Annotated in this window: 14 protein-coding genes and 2 pseudogenes; 5 read left to right on the top strand and 11 right to left on the bottom strand. The window is 64.8% G+C overall.

What is annotated here, in order from left to right; genetic code table 11:
* Positions 1-47: 47 nt before the first annotated feature.
* The 5 genes and pseudogenes from ppk1 (at position 48) to lpxH (ending at position 6,560) form a co-directional block, all read left to right on the top strand.
* Positions 48-2,150: a polyphosphate kinase 1 gene (gene ppk1, locus BJD12_RS18155; protein WP_042828790.1), complete on the top strand. Its 2,103-nt coding sequence runs from the start codon at positions 48-50 to the stop codon at positions 2,148-2,150.
* Positions 2,151-2,213: 63 nt separating this feature from the next.
* Entirely contained in the window at positions 2,214-3,734 is a 1,521-nt protein-coding gene (ppx, locus tag BJD12_RS18150; RefSeq protein ID WP_172797177.1) for an exopolyphosphatase, read from the top strand.
* A 229-nt stretch (positions 3,735-3,963) separates the two neighbouring features.
* A pseudogene (locus BJD12_RS18145) lies at positions 3,964-5,099 on the top strand (glycosyltransferase family 4 protein).
* On the top strand, positions 5,080-5,622 hold the full coding sequence (locus tag BJD12_RS18140; protein WP_039426039.1) for a phosphatase PAP2 family protein: 543 nt from the start codon (positions 5,080-5,082) through the stop codon (positions 5,620-5,622). Before BJD12_RS18145 ends, BJD12_RS18140 begins: the two are co-directional and overlap by 20 nt.
* Before the next feature lie 194 nt (positions 5,623-5,816).
* A complete protein-coding gene (lpxH, locus tag BJD12_RS18135; protein ID WP_005997319.1) occupies positions 5,817-6,560 on the top strand; it encodes a UDP-2,3-diacylglucosamine diphosphatase in 744 nt (247 codons plus the stop codon).
* A 416-nt stretch (positions 6,561-6,976) separates the two neighbouring features.
* Here the strand turns inward: lpxH and BJD12_RS18130 are convergent, their stop codons facing one another.
* The 11 genes and pseudogenes from BJD12_RS18130 to BJD12_RS18080 form a co-directional block, all read right to left on the bottom strand.
* A complete protein-coding gene (locus BJD12_RS18130; RefSeq protein ID WP_005997317.1) occupies positions 6,977-7,396 on the bottom strand; it encodes a hypothetical protein in 420 nt (139 codons plus the stop codon).
* A gap of 130 nt (positions 7,397-7,526) precedes the next feature.
* Positions 7,527-8,780 (bottom strand): zinc-dependent metalloprotease, encoded by a 1,254-nt coding sequence (locus tag BJD12_RS18125; RefSeq protein WP_039426049.1) that lies wholly within the window; start codon positions 8,778-8,780, stop codon positions 7,527-7,529.
* Between the two features lie 1,023 nt (positions 8,781-9,803).
* The gene (locus BJD12_RS18120) at positions 9,804-10,628 is read right to left on the bottom strand and encodes a ferritin-like domain-containing protein (RefSeq protein WP_005993993.1); all 825 of its coding nucleotides are present in this window, start codon (positions 10,626-10,628) and stop codon (positions 9,804-9,806) included.
* A gap of 129 nt (positions 10,629-10,757) precedes the next feature.
* Positions 10,758-12,224 carry an amidophosphoribosyltransferase gene (gene purF, locus BJD12_RS18115; protein ID WP_005993992.1) on the bottom strand — a complete coding sequence of 489 codons (1,467 nt, stop codon included), beginning with the start codon at positions 12,222-12,224 and terminating at the stop codon, positions 10,758-10,760.
* A gap of 30 nt (positions 12,225-12,254) precedes the next feature.
* Positions 12,255-13,010, bottom strand: coding sequence for a CvpA family protein (locus tag BJD12_RS18110; RefSeq protein WP_005993990.1), 756 nt, complete (start codon positions 13,008-13,010; stop codon positions 12,255-12,257).
* Between the two features lie 227 nt (positions 13,011-13,237).
* A complete protein-coding gene (locus BJD12_RS18105) occupies positions 13,238-14,302 on the bottom strand; it encodes an SPOR domain-containing protein (RefSeq protein ID WP_005993988.1) in 1,065 nt (354 codons plus the stop codon).
* A 67-nt stretch (positions 14,303-14,369) separates the two neighbouring features.
* Positions 14,370-15,569 (bottom strand): bifunctional tetrahydrofolate synthase/dihydrofolate synthase, encoded by a 1,200-nt coding sequence (gene folC / locus BJD12_RS18100; RefSeq protein ID WP_425509252.1) that lies wholly within the window; start codon positions 15,567-15,569, stop codon positions 14,370-14,372.
* 205 nt (positions 15,570-15,774) lie between these two features.
* On the bottom strand, positions 15,775-16,353 hold the full coding sequence (locus BJD12_RS18095) for a hypothetical protein (protein WP_005993983.1): 579 nt from the start codon (positions 16,351-16,353) through the stop codon (positions 15,775-15,777).
* A 17-nt stretch (positions 16,354-16,370) separates the two neighbouring features.
* The gene (locus BJD12_RS18090) at positions 16,371-17,015 is read right to left on the bottom strand and encodes a histidine phosphatase family protein (protein WP_005993981.1); all 645 of its coding nucleotides are present in this window, start codon (positions 17,013-17,015) and stop codon (positions 16,371-16,373) included.
* Between the two features lie 89 nt (positions 17,016-17,104).
* Positions 17,105-19,188, bottom strand: a pseudogene (locus tag BJD12_RS18085) (S46 family peptidase).
* Between the two features lie 212 nt (positions 19,189-19,400).
* On the bottom strand, positions 19,401-21,482 hold the full coding sequence (locus BJD12_RS18080) for a phosphocholine-specific phospholipase C (protein ID WP_005996991.1): 2,082 nt from the start codon (positions 21,480-21,482) through the stop codon (positions 19,401-19,403).
* Positions 21,483-21,505: the final 23 nt, after the last annotated feature.

Genomic DNA, 21,505 nt, shown 5'->3' with positions numbered 1-21,505 from the left:
AGCGCACGCGGTAACACGCACACCAATCCGTCTTGATGACCGACTCCATGGGCCACGCCAAACAACTGCACGACGTCACACCTTCCGAGGACATCGCAACCGATCCCTTGCGTGATCCGGCGCTGTACATCAATCGGGAACTGTCGCAACTGGACTTCAATTTCCGGGTACTGGCGCAGGCGCTGGACGAACAGGTGCCGCTGCTCGAACGGCTGCGGTTCCTGTGCATTTCGTGCACCAACCTGGACGAGTTCTTCGAGATTCGCGCTGCCACCGTGCGGCATGCGCAGGAGTTCGGCCTGCCACCGGCGCCGGACGGCTTGAGCCCCACAGCCATCCTCAACGCCGTGCACGACCGCGCGGCCAAGCTGGTGGAGCAGCAATACCACGCGTGGAATGACGTGCTGCGCCCGGCGATGGAAGAGGCCGGCGTTGCGGTGCTCGGCCGCGCAACCTGGACCTCGCGGCAGAAGCGCTGGTTGCGCGCCTATTTCCGCAACGAGATCATGCCGGTGCTATCGCCGCTGGGTCTGGACCCGGCGCATCCGTTCCCGAAGATTCTCAACAAGACCTTGAACATCGTGGTGGTGCTGGAAGGCCAGGATGCGTTTGGGCGCGCCGGCCATCTGGCCATCGTGCGTGCGCCGCGCTCGTTGCCGCGCATCATCCAGTTGCCGGCCAGCCTGTCGCCGGAAGGCGCGCAGAGTTTTGTGTTCCTGTCCTCGGTGTTGTCCGAGTTCGTGGACGAATTGTTCCCGGGTATGCAGGTCAAAGGCTCCTACCAATTCCGCGTCACCCGTAATTCCGAACTGGTGGTGGACGAAGAAGAAGTCGAAAACCTGGCACTGGCACTGCGCGACGAACTGGTCACGCGCGGCTACCGTCCTGCGGTGCGGCTGGAGATCGCGCACGATTGCCCGGCGCCGATCATGCGCACCTTGCTGCAGAACTTCGGCTTGAACGAGAACGCGGTGTATCGCATCGTCGGGCCGGTAAATCTGAGCCGTGTCACCCAGGTCTACGACCTCGTGCAGCGCCCGGAGCTCAAGTACCCCTCGTTTAACCCGCGCACCCTGCGCGACAGCGAGGGCATCTTCCAGATCGTCAGCAAGGGCGATGTACTGCTGCATCATCCCTTCGACGCGTTCACCGCGGTGCTGGATGTGATCCGTCAGGCAGCGGTCGACCCGAACGTGCTGGCGATCAAGCAGACGCTGTATCGCACCGGCAAGGATTCGCTGATTGTCGATGCGCTGATTTTGGCTGCACGCAACGGCAAGGACGTCACCGTGGTGGTGGAGCTGCGCGCACGCTTTGACGAAGAGGCCAACCTGGGCCTGGCCGACAAGCTGCAGGAAGCAGGCGTGCAGGTGGTCTATGGCGTGGTCGGTTTCAAGACCCACGCCAAGATGCTGCTGATCGTGCGGCGCGAGGGGCGCAAGCTCAAACGCTATGTGCACCTGGGCACCGGCAACTACCACAGCGGCACCGCGCGGCTGTACACCGACATCAGCCTGATCACTGCCGATGCGGAGATCGGCAACGACGTGCACATGCTGTTTCAGCAGTTGTCCGGGCTTGCCCCGCGCATGAAGCTGGACCAGTTGCTGCAGTCGCCATTCACCTTGCATGCCGGCGTACTGAAGCGGATCGACCGCGAGACCCGCCTGGCGCGCAATGGCCGCCCCGGCCGCATCATCGCCAAGATGAATGCCCTCAACGAACCGCAGGTGGTGCGTGCGCTGTATTCCGCCTCGCAAGCCGGTGTGCAGATCGACCTGATCGTGCGTGGCGCCTGCACGCTGCGCCCCGGGGTGCCGGGCGTGTCGGAGAACATCCGTGTGCGTTCAATCGTGGGGCGGTTCCTGGAACACAGCCGTGCCTACTGGTTCGGCAACGACGGGGCGGCCGAGTTGTATTGCGCCAGCGCCGATTGGTTGGAACGCAATCTGTTGCGCCGTGTGGAGACTTGCTTCCCGATCCTGGACCCGGATCTGGCCAAGCGCGTGTATCGCGAAGTGCTGCAGAACTACCTGGACGACAACGTCAGTGCCTGGGAGCTGGATGCCGAAGGGGTTTACCACAAGCGCACACCGGGCCCTGGCGAACCGGCGCATTCGGCGCAGATGACCTTGCTCGATCGGATCTAAGAACGCCACGGCCGTGGCCTCTCACGTGGCCAACCGCGCATCGGCTACCATTCGGCCATGCCAATGCCCTCCCCCACGATTCCGCCCCTGCGCGATGGCGATTTTCTTGCCGCCATCGACCTAGGGTCCAACAGTTTCCACATGGTGATTGCGCGCTACCTGATGGGTCAGCTGCGCGTCGTCGACCGCCTGCGCGAAACCGTGCGCATGGCCGATGGTCTGGATGGCAAGGGGGGGCTGTCCAACGAAGCGCGCCAGCGTGCACTCGAATGCCTGGCGCGCTTTGGCCAACGCATCCGTGAGGTGCCCTCGCTGCGCGTGCGCGCGCTGGCGACCAACACGGTGCGTCAGCTGCGCTCGCCGCAGGCCTTTTTGATGCCGGCCGAAACGGCGCTGGGGCATGCGATCGAAGTGGTCAGCGGACGCGAGGAAGCGCGCCTGATCTATCTGGGCGTGACCCATGCGCAACCGCCCAAACCCGATCAACGCCGGCTGGTGATCGACATCGGTGGTGGCTCGACCGAATTCATCATCGGCCAGGGCTTCCAGACGCTGGAACGCGAAAGTCTGCAGGCCGGCTGCATTGCCAGCACCCGGCGCTTTTTCCCGGGCGGCAAGTTGTCGAAGAAAAAATGGAAGGACGCGCTGACCGAGATCGGCGCAGAGTTCCAGCAGTTCGCCGGCCAGTACAAGGCGCTGGGCTGGCACGAGGCTGTCGGTTCGTCCGGCACGCACAAGGCGATCGGCGAAATCTGCGCGGCGATGAAGCTCACCAAGGGCGCGATCACCGCGCAGGCGCTACCGGCGCTGCGCGATGAACTGCTCAAGGCCAAGCGCATCGAAGACATCCAGTTGCCCGGCCTGGCGGCCGAGCGGCGGCCGATCATCGCCGGTGGAATCCTGGTGCTCGAAGCGGCCTTCCAGGCCCTGGGGCTGGAGAAGCTGATGGTCAGCAAGGCGGCGATGCGCGAAGGCATCCTGTACGACATGCTCGGCCGCGGCGGCGAAAACGACCCGCGTGACAGCTCGGTGGCCTCGCTGGTGCAGCGTTATGGCATCGATGAAGTGCAGTCGCGGCGTGTGGAGGCCACCGCCTGCCGCCTGTTCGATCAGGTGTGCGAATCCTGGCAACTGGATGGCGACGATGCGCAGGTGCTGCGGCGTGCCGCACGGCTGCACGAGCTTGGCCTGATCATCGCGCACAGCCAGTACCACGTGCACGGCAGCTACATCCTGGAACATTCGGATATCGCCGGGTTTTCGCGGCAGGAGCAGCAGGTCCTGGCAGCGCTGGTACGCACGCATCGGCGCAACGTGCCCAAGACCGCCTTCGATGCGCTTCCGGACCGGCTGTTGCTGCCCACCCGCCGCAAGGCCGCGCTGCTGCGGCTGGCAGTGCTGCTGCATCGTGCGCACGAATCGGACCCGATTCCGACACTGGAACTCACTGCCGACGACACCCGGCTGTCGCTGATCCTGTCGCAGAGCTGGATCGATTCGCGCCCGCTGCTGCGCGCCGATCTGATCGGCGAAGTCGAAAGCATGGCCGGCCTGGGCATCGCGTTCAAACCATTTGTGACCTGAGGCCGGAGGCCTCAGGCGGCATTTGGGAGTGGGGATTCGGGATTAGTCGAGCACGGGGCTCTGTCTTTACCTGACAGCCAGCGGTTGCGCTAAACGTTGGCCGTTCAGCGCTTTTGCAAATCTCCAATCCCGAATTCCCAATCCCGTCGCGCTTGTCACTGCCGCGACTTGTGCGCGCAACATCCATGCCATCGCCCTGCCGGAAGCTAGCCAAAACCGGAGAACGGGCATGCGCTACGCGATCGTTACCGAAACCTATCCCCCGAGGTCAACGGGGTTGCGCTGACGGTCCACAGCCTGGAAACCGGCCTGCGTACGCGGGGGCATCAGGTGGATGTGGTGCGTCCACGCCAGAGCAGCGACACCGCCCCGTCCGACGCATTGCTGGTACGGGGCGCGTCGTTGCCGCGTTACCCGGGGTTGAAATTCGGGCTGCCGGCGACCCAGCGGCTGATCCGTCATTGGCGAACGACGCAACCGGATGCGATCTACGTGGCCACGGAAGGCCCGCTGGGCTGGTCGGCGATGCGTGCGGCGCGCCGGCTCGGCATTCCGGTCGCATCGGGCTTCCACACGCGCTTCGACGAGTACCTGCCCGACTACGGCGCGGCGTGGCTACAGGGCACCGCGCTGCGCTGGATGCGGCGTTTCCATAACCAGGCCGATGCCACGCTGGTACCAACGCGCGAGCTGCAACAATTGCTGCGCGACGACGGCTTCGAGCGTGTGCAGTTGCTGGCGCGCGCGGTGGACAGCCAGCAGTTCGATCCGGGCCGTCGCGATCATGCCTTGCGCGCCGAGTGGGGCATCGAAGGCGAAGGCTTTGCGGCGATCTATGTCGGACGGATCGCCAACGAAAAAAATCTGCCCTTGGCGGTGCAAGCGTTCCGCAAGCTGCAGCAGATCCGCCCGAAGGCGCGCTTTGTGTGGGTCGGCGATGGCCCGGCGCGCGAGAAGATCGCGCACGAGAATCCCGACTTCATCTTCTGCGGTGTGCAGCGTGGCGAGGCCTTGGCGCGCCACTTCGCCAGCGGCGACCTGTTCCTGTTCCCCAGCCGTAGCGAGACCTTCGGCAACGTGACCCTGGAAGCGATGGCCAGCGGTGTGGCGACGGTCGCCTTCGACTACGGTGCTGCCCGCGAATACCTGCGTAACGACCACACCGGCGCGGCGGTAGACACCGATGCAAACTTCATCCAGGCCGCCGTCGCGCTGACCCAGGACGACGCGCTACGCCGACGCCTGGGTGCGGCAGCGGCACATGCGATGAAAAAGCTGCATCCGGACAATGTGGTGTCCGACTTCGATGCCTTGTTGCTGGGCATCACTGCGGCACGGGGGCGTTATGTCGTCAACGCGGCTTGAGGTCTTGCGCGGCCACGAAGCGCGCTGGTGCCGGCGCGCCAACCATTGGTGCCGCCGACACACGGTGCGCCGCACATTCGCCACCATCAGCCGCCTGGGCGATGGCGTGTTCTGGTACAGCCTGATGGGCCTGTTGGTGCTGCTCGATGGCATAGATGGCGTTCGCGCCTCGGCGCACATGGCTGCCACCGGCGTGCTTGCCTTGACGCTGTACAAGGCACTCAAGCGCTGGACGCGCCGCCCGCGCCCGTATGCGGCCGACGTGCGCATCCGCGCCTGGGTGGCACCGCTGGACGAGTTCAGCTTTCCCTCCGGCCACACCTTGCATGCGGTGTCCTTCAGCATCGTGGCGCTGGCCTATTACCCATGGCTGGCCCCGCTGTTGGTGCCATTCTCGGCCTGTGTAGCGCTGTCGCGCGTAGTGCTTGGGCTGCATTACCCCAGCGACGTACTGGCCGCCACGGCGATCGGGGTGGTGCTGGCGAGTCTGTCGTTGTGGGGGCTGCCGGCGCTGATTGGGTAGCGCTACGCTGCGGCACCGCGTTGCGCGAGCGTGCGTGTGCTTCGCCCCTGGTTGCGCATCGTGATGACACAGCACAGTGCACTCGGGCCGTGTGGCCAGCGCAGCTGAGTACCGCTTCGATGCGCTGATCGCCCGCGCACGTAATCGCAGCTTCCACGTCTCACGATCTGGCGGTCCCGCCGTACAATGGCGCGATGACGACACTGTTCATTTCCGACCTGCATCTGGATCCGGCCCGGCCGGCCATCACCGCGCTGTTTCTGGATTTCCTGCAGACGCAGGTACCCGCTAGCGATGCGCTGTACATCCTTGGCGACCTGTTCGAAGCCTGGATCGGCGATGACACGCCCTCTACCGCCGCGGACGAGGTTGCGGTGGCCTTGCATGCGGTGGCCGACGCTGGCGTGACGATCTTCTTCATGCCTGGCAACCGCGATTTCCTGGTGGGCGATGCCTACGCGCAACGCGCGGGCTTTCGCATCCTGCCCGACCCCACCGTGATCGATCTCTACGGCCATACGACGCTGCTGATGCACGGCGATCTACTGTGCACTGACGACACTGCCTACCAAGCATTTCGTACGCAAACGCGCGACCCGGTGTTTCAAGCGCAGTTTCTGGCGCAGCCGCTGGCCGCACGCGTAGCATTCGCGCAGCAGGCACGTGCGGCAAGTCAGGCCCGCTACGCTGAACTCAAGCAGGGCGACCAAGCGCAGCTCGAAACCGTCACCGACGTGTCGCCGACTGAAGTGGAAGCGACCTTCGTGCGATACGGGCTGGATCGCATGATCCACGGCCATACCCATCGCCCTGCAATCCATACCCTGCAAGCCGGTGACAACACCTGCACGCGCATCGTGCTGGGCGATTGGTACGAGCAAGGCTCGGTGCTGCGGGTGGATGCCGATGGCGTTGTATTGGAGCAATTGCCAATTTAAATCGGCACGCGCAGCTGCACGTGCATGCGCGAATCCGCGCCGCGGTGAGCCCTGATGTGGCCGATTGTGCGCGCGCCGTTGCCGCTACCGCACCGCAGGCCAGTCATGACCAATGCTTCGCAAGCACGACGGCCTGCCGTTGGATACAGCGAGGACTTTCGGTCAGGCCAGCCGATGAAAAACGCACTCACAACGACGCAGCGCGCGTTCGCGTCCCAGTGGAGTGTCGCAGTGAGTCCACCTGGTATCGGACACATCGATGAATCGCGCTGTTGAACAGCCACACTTTACGACGCGTATCGACAACGGATGCCGCGACTAACACAGCGCTGTGGTGCGGAACTCCTCAATTTTCAGCGCTCGCCAGCAACCCAACGCCTGCGCGTAACCCTGACTGGTCAAATCGCTACAGCGCGTCACTGCACGCTGCGCGCACGCTCGGCGTAGTCGACGAAATCCGCATTGACCACGTCGTACCAGAACAACGTGCCATCGGCCTGGACACGGAAGCGGTCGCGCACCGGGCTGGTCTGCGGGTCGCCTGGGCAGCCGTCGCCATGGCGTTCGCGCACGGCAAATTCAAACATATCCGGCGATGGCGGATCGTCCTGTTCGGCCATGATGCTGATGCAGTTGTCCGGGTACACCTTGTCGTTTTGCAGCCGTGTCTCGAGTAGCTGCAACGCGCGCGCTTCGGCAACATTTTCGGTGGCCGGCGCTGGCGCGGCAACTGCGGGTTTGGGTGGGGTGGCGGCAGGCTCGGCAGGTTGCTGTTTGCATCCGGCAAGTGCCAGCGCCACCAGGCACAGCAGCGCATAACGCGAGGACGTGGACATGAGTGCTCCGCTCGACAGGACGTGGCCGGCGGGCGCCGGCGGTGCGTCTAGTCTGCGCGATCATCGCGCCCGCGTGTAGCTGCAAAGGCCCGACACCGCTCGGTGCCGGGCCATGGCAACTACCCGCTGATCAGCGGAAGCCGGCAATGGTGGCCTTGGTGTTGACCAGCACGCGCTGATTGTCGGCGGTGCTTGCATTGCCCATGGGCACGCCGTTGTAGCTGATGTTGGGGTTGGACCAGTAGTTCAACCGCGGGCAGCCGCTGGTGCAATCGTAGGCCATGATGGTGCGCCAGCTGTTGCCGTAGCGGTAGCCGTGACCATAGGCGTATGGCGAGGTACTTGGGTCGTTGGTGGCATCGTGACGGGCGCTCTGCAGATGCCCGATTTCATGCGCAAAGCTGTAGTAGCCAGTGGCGCAATCCCAGTACACCGAGGCGAAGGCGCTTGCAGCGGTAGAACCAATCCCCGAGGCCAGCCCGCAGTAGCTGCTGTTGTCCAGCACGATCACGCCCACGTCTGCCGTATAGGTATTGCGGCTGGTGTGGATGCTGTCCATGTAACCGTCGTTGGTCACCCGGAAGCGCTGCAGGTCGGTAGTGAAGTTGCCGGTTTCGGTGTAGCTGGTGGTCTCATAGCGGGCCAGCTGCAAGGTGATGCCGACATTGCTGTTGATGTAGCCCTGGTTGGCTTCGGCTACCGCCAACTGCACCAGCGACTGCATGTTGCCGCCATACGCAGTCACTGCCTTATTGGTGGCCACGACCAGCACGCGGATGGTGGCCGGACTGCCGGATGAGGCGGCCGCTGCGGTCACGCGTCCGTCGCCAGGCATGTCGAACTTGGGCAGCAGGCTGTATTCGGCCGGATGTTCCTGCGGCATGCGCTGCTCGTCGACCTGCACCAGCACATGGCGGCCATCGGCCAACGGACGCAGGCGATACAGCTTGCCGGCATAACGGATGGTGCCGGTAACGGTGTCGCCGCTACGGACCAGGATGGCCGAGTTCAGCGGGTCCACGCCGGACAAGGTGCGCGCACGGATGCCGGCACGCGGGCCGAGGTTGCCGTACCACACACTGTCGCCACCATCCAACGCGTCTACCTTGGCCTGCGTGGCAGTGATGGTCTGGCCATCCAGTTGCAATTCCAGCAGTTTTTCGCCGGCAGTCACCGCGCCGGCATCGAGCTGCACAACCTGCGCGTTGGTAGTGGACGGGGCGCTCAACAGGCGTTGCAGCGAGGGTTCCGCGGTGGCGGTTGCTGCGGCACTTCGGCTGAGCGCCGGGCCGGTTTGATACAGGGGTTTGCCGGCAGCGGCGGCCGACCCGGCCAGGCACATGGCGATCAATCCAACCGTGGTGCACATCGACTTCGACTTCATCGTCTCTCTCTCCTAAGACATGGAAGCAACGGGTGCGAAACACCGGGCCCCTGTCCCCGGGACGCCATTAGGGCGCGCCGGAATGTACCGAATGCAAGTTGTTGCAAAAGAAACTTACATTTTTGTGATGCTTGCCGATGACTGGATGCGATTCCGGCGCGCATGTGCGACGACGTAGCGCACAGTTCCGGGCGCGCCCGGTATCGGCGTTGTTTGCGGTAGGGGCTGCGCAGGATGTCGCAATGGTGAGGCTCGACCGACCACGCAGATGATCGACAACCAGAGAGCCGGAGCAAATCGCTACGTGCGGATCAGCCGTAGCAGTGCTGTGCGGCCGGGCCTGCACCACGTACACGCTGCATTCCGATCCTGACGACACCTTTGCGGCGATCTATCGCCGTTCGCGGCGTTTGTCAGTCACTCTAACAGCGTGAGGTACCGGGCTTCCCTGGGACGCCTGGTGTTTTGAAAGCATCGTCTAGCAGAGCGTCTGATCTGCGGTTTATCTGCAGGGCCCCTGCCCACCCACCATTGCGGGACACATCGTGAGGCCGCCCGTGGAGGCGCTTTAACAGCGAGAGGGATCGGTTTCTTGGGGAAGCTTGGGTACGTTGAAAGCGTCGATTGCACAGCGCTTGATCTGCACCTTATCTGCAGGGCCCTTGTCCGCCCACCATCGCGAGACACACCGTGAATCCATCCATGGAGCGCTCATGCGGCACCCATGCCGCCTAAGGTCCGGCGACAGTGAGCGGGCAAGGACCAGGCGTGGTGGTCGGTGTGTCCGGTTTTCAAGCCGGCCATCGGCAAGGCACTGATGTGATGTATTCCTTGCCTGCGGGAAACGGCGGCGGCAGGAATGGATTCACTGCGTGTCTTCTGACTGGTGAAGGCACTGCGCCCTCGACCAGCGCAGCTTGCGAAGCTCTGATGACGCCAAGCGCACGAACCGCACCACGCTGCTGGCAGTGCCCAACCAGGCATGCGTATGTTTCGCTCCACCACAGCAGGATCAACCCTTCGTTAGCCAGCCTGCTCCACCAGATCGGCCAGTTCGTCTTCGTCGAACCCGGCGAGCAGCCGCGCCTGCAGATTAAACGGGCCATGCAGATAACCGCCGGCGTATTCGCGCAACAGCGCCTTGAAGCGCGCCCTCGGTTCGATACCGGCCTGTACGCAATACCAGCGGTACCACCGCGAGCCAGCGGCAACGTGTGCCACCTCCTCGCGCAGGATGGTTTCCAGCACCTCGGCCGTTGCGGAATCGCCGAGGGAGCGCAATTTGACGATCATTGCCGGCGTCACATCCAGACCGCGCGCTTCCAGCACCCGCGGTACCAATGCCATGCGCGCTAGGCCGTCATGCGCGGTTTTCTCGCACATTTCCCACAAACCATTGTGCGCGGCGAAGTCGCCGTAGTCGCGATCGTGTGCATGCAGGCGCGCGCGCAGCAGCATGAAATGACGCGATTCGTCGTCGGCCACCGCCACCCAATCGGCATAGAACGCATCCGGCAGGCCGCGGAAGCGATACACCGCATCCCAGGCCAGGTCGATGGCATTGAGTTCGATATGCGCGATCGCATGGATGAAGGCTGCGCGGCCTTCCGGCGTGCCTAATCCACGCCGCGGCAGCTCGCGTGGATGCACCAGGCTCGGTGTTGGTGGCCGCCCCGGCATACGGATCGGGTCGGGCGCGAGCGCAGCCGCATCGATCACGAGATGGCCTGCGCGAAAGGCCGCTGCGTACTGCTGGGTCAACGCGACTTTCTGCAGCGGGTCGGCCTGGTCCAGACACTGTCGCGCAGCAGCGAACAGATCGGCGCGTTCGAACGAACCCATGCTCATGCCGTCGGCCGCAAGGTGTGATCGCTTGTGGCAGACACGCAGTACGCCCGCAAGCGCCCGCAGGCGTGCTCTATTGCACAGCCTGCCGGCAGCATCAGCGCGGCCAATCCGCCGCGCCACCGCAGTAAGTCAGGCGCGGCGACGCTTCTTGGCATCGTCCGAGCGCAGTTGCTGGATGCGTTCGAAATAGCCCGGTTCGATGCCGGTGATGTATTCGCCGTTGAAGCACGAGGAATCGAACTGCTTGATGTCTGGGTTGCCTTCACGCACCGCTATTTCCAGATCTTCCAGGTCCTGGTAAATCAGCCAGTCGCAACCCAGAAATTCCTGGATTTCCAGCTCGCTGCGGCCATGCGCGATCAATTCTTCGGCGGCCGGCATGTCGATGCCGTAGATGTTGGGATAGCGCACCGGCGGCGCGGCCGAGGCCAGATACACCTTGCGCGCACCGGCATCGCGCGCCATCTGCACGATTTGCCGGCTGGTGGTGCCGCGCACGATGGAATCGTCGACCAGCAGCACCACGCGGTTGCGGAATTCCAGATGGATCGGGTTGAGCTTGCGGCGCACCGACTTCTGCCGCTCGCCCTGCCCCGGCATGATGAAGGTACGGCCCACGTAGCGATTCTTGACGAAGCCTTCGCGGTACTTCACACCGAGCACGTTGGACATCTCCAGCGCCACGTCGCGCGAGGTGTCCGGGATCGGAATGATGGTGTCGATATCGTGATCCGGGCGCAGGCGCAGGATCTTTTCGCCCAGCTTCAGGCCCATGCGCATGCGCGCCTTATGCACCGAGATGTTGTCGATCATCGAATCGGGGCGCGCGAAATACACGTACTCGAAGATGCACGGCGCGTTGTTGGTCGGCGAAGCACAGACTTCCGAGAACAGCTCGCCACGCGCGGTGATCACCAGCGCTTCGCCCGGGCGCACGTCACGCACGCGCTGGTAGCCGAGGATGTCCAGCGCGGCCGATTCGGACGACACGATGTATTCGGTGCCTTCGGCATGCTCGCGCTTGCCCAGCACCAGCGGACGGATGCCGTGCGGGTCGCGGAACGCCACCAGGCCCAAGCCCAGCACCACGCTGACCACCGCATAGCCGCCCTTGCAACGGCGGTGCACGCCGGCCACCGCGCGGATTGCCGCCTCGGGGGTAAGCATGCGCTGCGCGTCCAGCTCATAGGCGAACACGTTCAGCAGCACTTCGCTGTCCGAATCGGTGTTGATGTTGCGGCGGTCGGCCTCGAACACCTGCTGGCGCAAGGCCTCGGTATTGATCAGGTTGCCGTTGTGCGCCAGCGCGATGCCGTAGGGCGAATTGACGTAGAACGGCTGCGCCTCATCCATGCCCTCCGAGCCTGCGGTCGGGTAGCGACAATGCGCGATGCCGACGCGGCCTTCCAGCACCGCCATCTTCTTTTCGTCGAAGACATCGCGCACCAGGCCATTGGCCTTTTGCACGCGCAGGCGCGTGCCATCTGCGGTGGCGATGCCTGCGGCGTCCTGCCCACGATGCTGCAGGACGGTCAGGCCGTCATAAAGTTGCCCGGCGACGTTTTGGTTGCCGACAATACCGACGATGCCACACATGGTGCGCGTTCTCCGCTTCGGCTTGCGCCGTTACTGTGAAGGTGGCCGTGCCTGGCCTTGGGATTCGACCCGAGCCGGGTCGCTTTCTCCGCCGCGAACCTGCGCCGGATCGATATTGGCCGGCATCGCCTGCGCCGGATCGCGTCCGTCGCTGGCAGTGTTGCCGGGTTTGCTGGGTTTACCGAGCGCCCGCGACACGGTGTCGCTCAAGCCAGACCCGGACAGCATTTTGCCCAGGTCGGTATTATCGCCTGTCGAAGGCAACTTCCCCAACTCCTTGGGCAAGTTACCGAGTTCCATGGATGGCATGTCCATCGACGACATGCGCCAGGCCGGCAGTTGCGCTCGCATCCAGCCGGCGCCGGGCTGCAGGATCGGCAACAGCACCGATTGCCGCCACGCCGGCTCACGCGGCAACGGCGTGAAGCTCATCAGCAACACCAGCACGCTGGCCAAAAATCCGCCGCGCACCACGCCCAGGCCGAACCCGAGCATGCGGTCGGTCCCGCCGAGCTTGACCGCGTCCACGCCGGCGCGAATGACCATGCCGATCACCGCCACGCTGATCAGCACACCGACAAACACCATGGCGTAGCCGCCAAACGACTCGGTGGCCGATGGATGCTTGCCATCGGCCAGCCAGCGCGCTGCCGCGCCGCCAAACAAAAACGTGGCCCAGCCCGCCAGCAACCACGACAAGGTGCCGACCACGATCGCGACAAAGCCACGCAGCAGGCCCAACAGCGCCGACACCAGGATGATGACGCCCAATACCATGTCGATCATTGGCGAGGTCTCCGCGCGGCGCGTGCACCGGTCCAACGTGGCTTGCTGATCATTGCCTTCCCCTCCGTGGGCGTGAGGCTGTCGAAAACTGCGGGTGTGGCCGAAAGACGCCAGCACTGATCATCCGCCACCGCGGCGCCTGCAACCTGTGGAGAAAGTCGTTTGCTCACGCAGGTTCGCACCGCTGCCGCGCTCGCCTGGCGGCGGCACGGCGCTTGGGCGCCACCTCAAGGATGCGGGCGCACCATGCCGGAAATGCCGACCTTGGCCGCGACCTGTGCGCGCAACTGTTCGGCATCACCACGATTGGCAACCGGGCCAACGCGCACGCGGTTGAGTGCCCCCTTGTCGGTACGGACCTGTTCGACGAAGGCACTGAAGCCGGCAGCGCGCACACGGTCACGCAGGGCATCGGCATCTTCGGCGCGGCCGAATGCGCCCAGCTGCACGGCAAACCCCACACCGCTCGCGGCAGGCGCCGCCGGTGCGGTGGGCGCGGCGGCAACGGGTTTGGCCGGCTCGGGTTTGGTCGATTCGACCTTGGCAACGTCCGGCTTGGCCGGCGCTGGTTTGGGCGCTTCGGCCGGCTTGGGAGCGGCGGCAACCGGCTTGGCCGGTTCCGGTGGCAGGCTTTCGGTCTTGGGCGCGGCGGGGGCGCTGGCGGCGGCCACGCTGCTACTCGGTTTTGCGGCCGGCGCAGGCGTCGGTGTTGCAACCGGCGCCGGTGCGGCGGCATTGGCATCCAACGTCACGACCTGCGCGTTGACGTCGCTGCGCACCTTCACTGCCTGCAACCGCGCCGATTCGGCCTGGGCCTGGTCGGCATACGGCCCCACGCGCACGCGCCAGGCAGGGCGGCCATTGATCTGGGTCTTTTCGCTGAAGCCGGGAAGCTGCGCCTGCTTGAGTCGAGCAATCACCGCATCCGCATCGGCGCTGGTGGCATAGGCGCCGAAATTCACCGCATAGTTGCCGGCCGCCACTTCCGGTGCCGACGGCGCGCTACTGGGGTTCGCCAGGTCGGCGGCGTCCGGGTTGTCCTGCACCGCGGCCGGAGCGCTGGGGGCACCGGCCATGCCCAGCGCACCGCCGGCCGGCGCATTGCCGGGGGTGACCAGCGGCAATTCGCGGGTTTCAAACTCGCCATTGCCGGGCGCGGCAGGCGCGTCCAGCGGCACATCGGCCACACCGCTGGACGGCGCAGGGCCCTTGACCAGCATCGGCAGGAAGATCACGGCAAGCGCCACCAGAACGAGGGCGCCAATCAGTCGCTGTTTCAGAGCAGTGTCCACAGTAAAGAGAGCTACAGGCGTGGCGGGGTGCCGCGGCGATTATAAGGCCGGCGCCACCTCACCGATCCTAATGGGCTGAACGAAGTGCGTTCAGCGCGTCGGCGACCGTATGAAACGAGCCAAACACCAGCACACGGTCGCCCGGCATGGCCAGGGCGAGCACCGCCTGCACCGCGTTGACGACGGTGTCATGGCATGGCGCCTGCCCGGCAGCAGTGCCTTGCAGGCGCTGCCGCAGGGCCTGTGCGGACTGGCCACGAGCGCCCTCCAAACCGGCCAATGCCCAATGATCGACCTGTGCGGCCACGGCCTCCGCCACGGCCGAGACGTCCTTGTCCGCCAGCGCGGCGTAGACCGCATAGGTGCTGCCCGCAATCGGCTGCGTGCCCAGCGCCTGCGCCAGCGCGCGCGCAGCCTGCGGGTTGTGCCCCACGTCCAGCAGCACCTCCACGCCGTCGACGTCGATGCGCTGCAGGCGCCCTGCCACCTGGGCGTCGGCGATGCCCTGCGCCCACGCAGCCTGCGGCAGCTCCACTGGCAAGGCCTGCAGGGCGGCGATGGCGGCGGCGGCATTGGCCAGTTGCACGGGCGCCTGCAATGCCGGCGTTGGCAGTTCCAGGCTCACCGCCACATCGCGCCAGCGCCAATGCTGTGCGTCGACCGGCTCGAAGAAATAATCGCTACCGGCGCGAATCGCGTTGGCGCCTAGCAAGTACGCGCAGCGCAGCACGCTGGAGGGTGGGTCGATCTCGCCCAGCACTACCGGCTTCCACGCGCGGATGATGCCCGCCTTCTCGACACCGATCGCCTCGCGGTCCTCGCCCAGCCAATCGGTGTGGTCGATGTCCACGGTGGTGATCACCGCCACATCCGAATCGATGATGTTGACCGCATCCAGGCGCCCGCCCAGGCCGATTTCCAGTATCGCCAACTCCAGTGCAGAGCGCTGCAACAGCCACAACGCCGCCAGCGTGCCGAACTCGAAATAGGTCAGCGTGGTGTCGCCGCGCACCGCCTCGACCGCCGCAAACGCCTCGACCAGCGCGGCATCGCTCGCATCAACGCCATCGATGCGCACACGCTCGTTGTAGTGCAGCAGATGCGGCGACGTATACGCCCCCACCTTCCACCCGGCAGCACGACCGATCGCCTCGATGAAGGCCACCGTCGAGCCCTTGCCGTTGGTACCGCCCACGACGATGACATGCTTGGCCGGCGCTTCGATCTGCAGGCGCGCCGCGACCTCGCGCACGCGTTCCAACCCCATCGCGATGCTGCTGGGATGCTGCTGCTCGATGTAGGCGAGCCAGTCGGTGAGTGTGGCGGGAGTGGTCACGGGAAGGACTGCGCGGAAGGATGCACATTATCGCTACTGTGGCTTCACTACGCACACCCGCCGGCAAAGAACTCGCGCTTCAGCCGTATCAACCTGACGCCTGCACCCACTCTGCAAGCAACGCGATGACGTCTCGTCAATGAGCTTCAGCAACCGCCGCAATGCGCATGCCCAGCACAGAGCGCTGACCGCTCAATCGCACCGAGACCGGCTGTTCCGGATGACGCCGATACAGGCGCTCATCGATACAGAGATGGCTGGGGAAACGGCCTTCGAGTGGCCCACCGCTCAACCGGTATTTGCACGTCCGTGCGCTGCGTACATAGGTTGTCCGCATGACGTGGCTCTGATCGAAATCTACGCCAGCGATGCGCGTGTAGATCCACGGCGCGCCCATGGCCAACATCATCCAGCACAGCAACCCCAACAGTGGCGGCCCCAGGCAGATCGCCAGAATCGTGTTGAACAGCTGCTTGCCGACCACTGCCTTCCATCCCCCATTGCGATAGGCCTGCACCACGACAAACGCGGTCAAGACGCCGCCCAGGAGCCACATCGGCGCAATCCAGCGCCGTCCTGACAAAAAAGGTGCGGGGATGAAATCGGAGAACACGGCTAGCGCCAACAAAACCGTCAGCCCTGCGAGCGTCGTATGCCGAAACGCTCTCGCCCAGCTGAAAGGTGTCACAGCGTGACGCGCCATGTCATCCAGCATCCTTGCCGAACGCGAACTTACAGCGCGCGATGCTTGGCTTCGCCAAAGAACGGGGTGTGATGGGCGCAGTCGTTGAGGCGCACCACTTCCAGATGATCGACGTCGTCACCTTCGAGCAGGTTGAGTGTGGTCGGGGCCTGGCGGAAGCTCCACAGCTTGGAAAGCGGCAGGCCGAGGATCTTGCACAGGATCACGCGGTTGACCGCGTCGTGCGCCACCACCAGCAAGGTATCGTCGGCGCCCAAGCCGTCGGCGGCACGCGCCAGGCCGCGCCAGCTGCGATCCAGCACCTGACGCAGCGATTCGCCGCCAGGCATCAGTACGGTATCGGGCTCTTCGCGCCAGGCACGCAGACGGGCCGGATCCTTGTCGTTGATTTCGCTTGCAAGCAAGCCTTCCCACTCGCCGTGGGCGATTTCCTGCAGGTCCGGATCGGTCTGCAGCAGGCTTTCGCGCGATGCGCCCAACGCAGCCTTGGCCGTGGCCTGCGCGCGCGACAGCGGCGAGGCGACCGCACGGGTGATCTGCAATGCCTGCAGCCGCTCGCCCAACGCACGTGCCTGACCTTCGCCAACCGGCGACAGCGGAATATCGATCTGGCCCTGGTAACGGCCTTCGGCGTTCCACGGCGTCTCGCCGTGACGAGCAAGCAGGATGCGCATGCGCTGAGAGTTCCTTGGGGGAGGGGCCGGCACGCCCGAGGCGAAACCGGACCGCATCATAACCGCTCACCGCCCCCTGCCCGGCCGACTCAGCGCACACCCAGCTCCTTCAGCAGCTGCGGCGCGGGCGCCACCTCGGTCATGATCCAGCGCAGGTAGCGGCTGTCCACGGCGATCGTACGGGTCATGGCCGGATCGAAGATCCAGCCGCTGCTCACCGATTCCCAGTTGCTGTCAAACGCCAGGCCGACCAGCTTGCCATGCGCGTCCATCACCGGCGAGCCGGAATTGCCGCTGGTGGTATCCAGGTCCGACAGGAAGTCGACCGGCACCGAGCCCAGGCGTTTGTCGTCCAGACCGGCATAGCGCTTGGCCCTCACTGCGTCCAGCAGCGGCTTGGGCGCGTGGAACGGGTCGGCGCCGGTTTCCTTGTCCGTCACGCCCTCCAGCGTGGTGAACGGCGTGTAGGCCATGCCGTCCCTGGGCGCGTAACCCTTGACGTGGCCGAAGGTGATGCGCAACGACTTGTTGGCATCCGGGTAGACCGCCTTGCCCTTACTCTTTTTGTAGTCGGCCAGCGCCTGCAGATAGAGCGGCCGCGCCTTGAGCGTTTCGCCGCTGTCGATCTTGTGCTCGCGCTCGATCTGTAACAGTGCCGGCATCACCGCCACTGCATACCGGATTGCCGGATCGCTACTGGCCTCCAACGCGGCACGGTCGGCAGTCAACCATTTCAGGCGCGCCTCGGTGCTGCCCAAGATGGTGGCATCGAGCTTGGCCAGCGCCGCCTGCACGGCGGCCGCGTTGTCGCCGCCCAGCCACTGGTCGAACGCCGCAATGCGTTGATCGGCGGGCAGCGCGATGTACCGGCTGAGCCAATAATGCTGCAGCTGCCGGTCCATGGCCGGCACGTAGCGGCGCTCCATCTCCTTCATCGTGCCCTCGATGGCCGGCAGGTCGCGGTCCTGATACCCGGATTCGCGCTCGGCATCGGGCTTGGCGCGCTCCAGGGCCAGCCGGTACAGCGTTACCGCTGCACACACGGTGCCGTCGGTATCGAACCGGTCCAGCACGAAGTCGCGGGTCTGGGTGGCCTGGGCGCGCTTGGCCAGCGTCACCAGGGTGTCGTGGGCCTTAAGCGCGGCGCGGCCGTTGGCGCCCTGCCGCTTGAGCCAGGCCAGCACGGCCGCTTCATCGGCCTGCTTCTGCGCCTGCGCACCGATCCGCCTGAATCCTTCCAGCTGACCGTCGTAATTCTTGAAGGAGTTGTTGAGGCCGGCAACGAGGCTGGCGTACTTCACCCGGATGTCCGGAGTCTGCTTGCCTGCCTGCTCGATCAGCGCAACCACTTCCTTCATGTAGCGGCCGACCACCGGGTAGGTCCAGCTGGCGGCGTTGTCGAATTCGGCCGCCAGTGCATAACGGTTGGTCTCGTATGGATAGCCGGCCACCATCACGAAGTCGCCGACGCCAAGCGGTTGATCGGCGAACTTCAGGAAATGCCTGGGCTGATAAGGCACGTTGTCCTTGGCGTAGGCGGCAGGCTTGCCGTCCTTGCCGACATAGGCGCGGTAAAACGAGAAATCGCCGCTGTGACGCGGCCACATCCAGTTGTCGACGGTGCCGCCGAACTTGCCCACGCTGGTAGGCGGTGCATAGGCCAGGCGTACGTCCTTGATCTCCAGGTTCTTGAACAGCCGATAGGCGTTGCCGCCGGCAAAGCTGAAAAACTGGCAGCGATAGCCGGGCTGCGCTTCGCATTGGGCGATCTGCTGCTTGCTGAAGTCCTCCAGCGCCTGGGCGCGCTTGAGCGGGTCATCGCCAAGGCCGCCATGGCGGCCTTGGCGGCGGTGGTCACATCAGCGATGGACTCCAGCACATTGATGCGCGTGGTGGGGCCGGCGCTGAGTTCGTCATCCGGTGTTGCCGCGCTGAATCCATCCTTGATCAGGTTTTTCTGCTCGGTGGAATTGAGCTGGATTGCGCCGTAAGCGCAATGGTGGTTGGTCACCACCAGACCTTGCGGCGACACGAAGCTGGCGGTGCAGCCGTCCAGCGCCACCACCGCGCCCATCGGGTCGCCGGTGAGATCGGCCAGCTGTTGCGGCGACAGTTGCAAGCCGGCCTGCTTCAACGGTCTGGCGATATCGGGCAGTTGCTGCGGCACCCATATCCCCTCACCCGCCCGTGCGGAAGACGCAATGGCGAGTGTGGACAACATTGAAACGGCAAACAGGTGTGGACGCATCGTATGATTCCGGCATACATTATTGTTATACTATAACAATACCGGCCACAACCAAACGTATGACCAATGGCAGGAGGTGAGCCACCTCTCGCCCGTGCCCCCTTCATGCGCAGCTGGCCGGCCTGGGCCACTGCTGCTCAGGCGCGGCCGAAGCTGGGATCGCTGCGGCTTGGCCGCCCGGTCTCCAGATGCCCGGCCAGCCGGCGACGGAAAGCGCTGCCCGGTTCTTCCACCACTAGGTCATACCAGTGATCGCTGGCGGCAAGCGCCAGGCGAATGGTCTCGCGCTGACCTGCGGCCAGCGGCAAGGTGCGCGCACTTGGGTCTGCGTGTTCAAGCGCACGCAGTTGCACAGTGCAGGCGCGCTGCCCGGCATTGCCGATCTCCAGCACCAAGGCGTCGCCGTCCTGTCGCGCCTCCACCCATGGCGCTACCGATGGCGCAGAGGCACGCGGCACCTGCCCGGCGAACTCGCGCAAGAAGCCATTCGGCCCGTGCACGCGTAACGCATACGCGCCGTCGTGCATGGCGCCCATCGGAACGTCATCGAGCCGGGTGCCAGGCAATACCGTGTAGTACCAGGGCCCGCCAGTGGGCGCGCTGGTGTAGACGTTGAATGCAGCTGCAGCCGTGCCGGTGTTGACGAACTGCAACTGCAGCGTGCCATCGCCCTGCACGCGTGCGTTCACCTGCAAGGCATAGGGCAATGCGCGGGCCGGGCGTTGGCCTGGCTCCTGTCGCGGCATGACGGCGTTGGTCGGCGGCACCGGCAATGGTTTATTGCGTAGCGCCGCCGTGCGTGCGCGGTAGTCGTCGATGGACGGCAATGCGCTCAGCGCCGAATCGTCCGGTTTGCGGAAATCGAACACGCTGGTGAGATCGCCACTGATCGCGCGGCGCCACGGGCTGATGTTCGGCTCGGCCACACCGAAGCGACGTTCCAGCAAGCGCAGTACCGAGGTGTGATCGAAGACCTGCGAATTGACCCAGCCGCCGCGCGTCCACGGCGAAATCACCAGCATCGGCACACGGATGCCCAGGCCCACCGGCACGCCGTTGTAGGCCTCGCCGCGCACATCGACATTGCTGCGGCCCATGCGCGCGTCCAGCGCCGGCAATGGCGCGGGCACATGGTCGAAAAAGCCGTCGTTCTCATCGTAGTTGATGATCAGCGCGGTCTTCGCCCAGACCTCCGGATTGGAGGTCAGCGCATCGATCAACCGCGCCACCAGCGATTCGCCGTAGGCCGGCGGCGCTTCAGGATGTTCGCAATACGCAGTCGGCGGAATGATCCACGACACCTGCGGCAAGCGATTGCCCTGCACATCGGCCGCGATCGCGGCAATCAGGTGATCGGCCTGCGTGGTGGCTGCATTGTCTGCAGTAGACCCGGGCACGCAGGCACGTGCGCGGCGATAACGTTCGTCAGCGGTGTCCAGTCCACGGTAGTGCGCAAAATACGCCAGCGAATTGCAGCCGAAGTTGTCGTATTCCTGATAGACGCGCCAATCGATGCCGGCCGCCTGCAGGCGCTGCGCGTAGGTGGTCCAGCCCATCGCCGCATAGCCGGGTTTGTCGCGCGCCATGTCGGCGGTCCAGTTGCCGTCGTCGGCGTTGTCGGCCACCTGCGCGCGGGTATCGCCCACACTCAGGCCGCTGGTGCCGGTGAACAGGTACATGCGATTGGGATTGGTCGGCCCGTGCATCGAGCAGAAATAACCGTCGCAGATGGTGAACGCATCGGCGAGCGCGTGGTAGTACGGAATGTCGTGACGTTGGAAGTACCCCATCGTTAGCTCGCCCTTGTAGGGTACCCATGCGTCGTATTCGGCCCAGCGCGCCGGGTCCTGGCCGTGGCCGGCTTTCCAGGAGTGATCCAGGCTCTTGATCAATGGCGCGCTGGTGGTTTGCGTATCGAACGCGAACGGCAACAGGCGACGTCCATCAGCTGCAGGCTGGCTCCAGACCGGGTTGCCGTCGCGCAGTTGCAATGCATGCCGGTCACCGAAGCCGCGCACACCGCGCAGTGCGCCGAAGTAATGATCGAACGAGCGGTTTTCCTGCATCAGGATCACCACATGCTCGATATCGCGCAGCGTGCCGGTACGCGCATTGGCCGGCAGTGCCAGCGCGCGACCGATCGACGACGGGAGTGCCCCGGCGGCGGTGAGCGCGGCCACGCGCTTGAGGAAATCGCGGCGCGAAGAAGATGACGTCATGGCGAAACACCCTGCAAAAGTCG

Origin of the sequence: Xanthomonas vesicatoria ATCC 35937, assembly GCF_001908725.1 — a bacterium.
GTDB classification, from domain to species: domain Bacteria; phylum Pseudomonadota; class Gammaproteobacteria; order Xanthomonadales; family Xanthomonadaceae; genus Xanthomonas; species Xanthomonas vesicatoria.
This window is presented reverse-complemented; position numbering and strand designations above follow the sequence as displayed.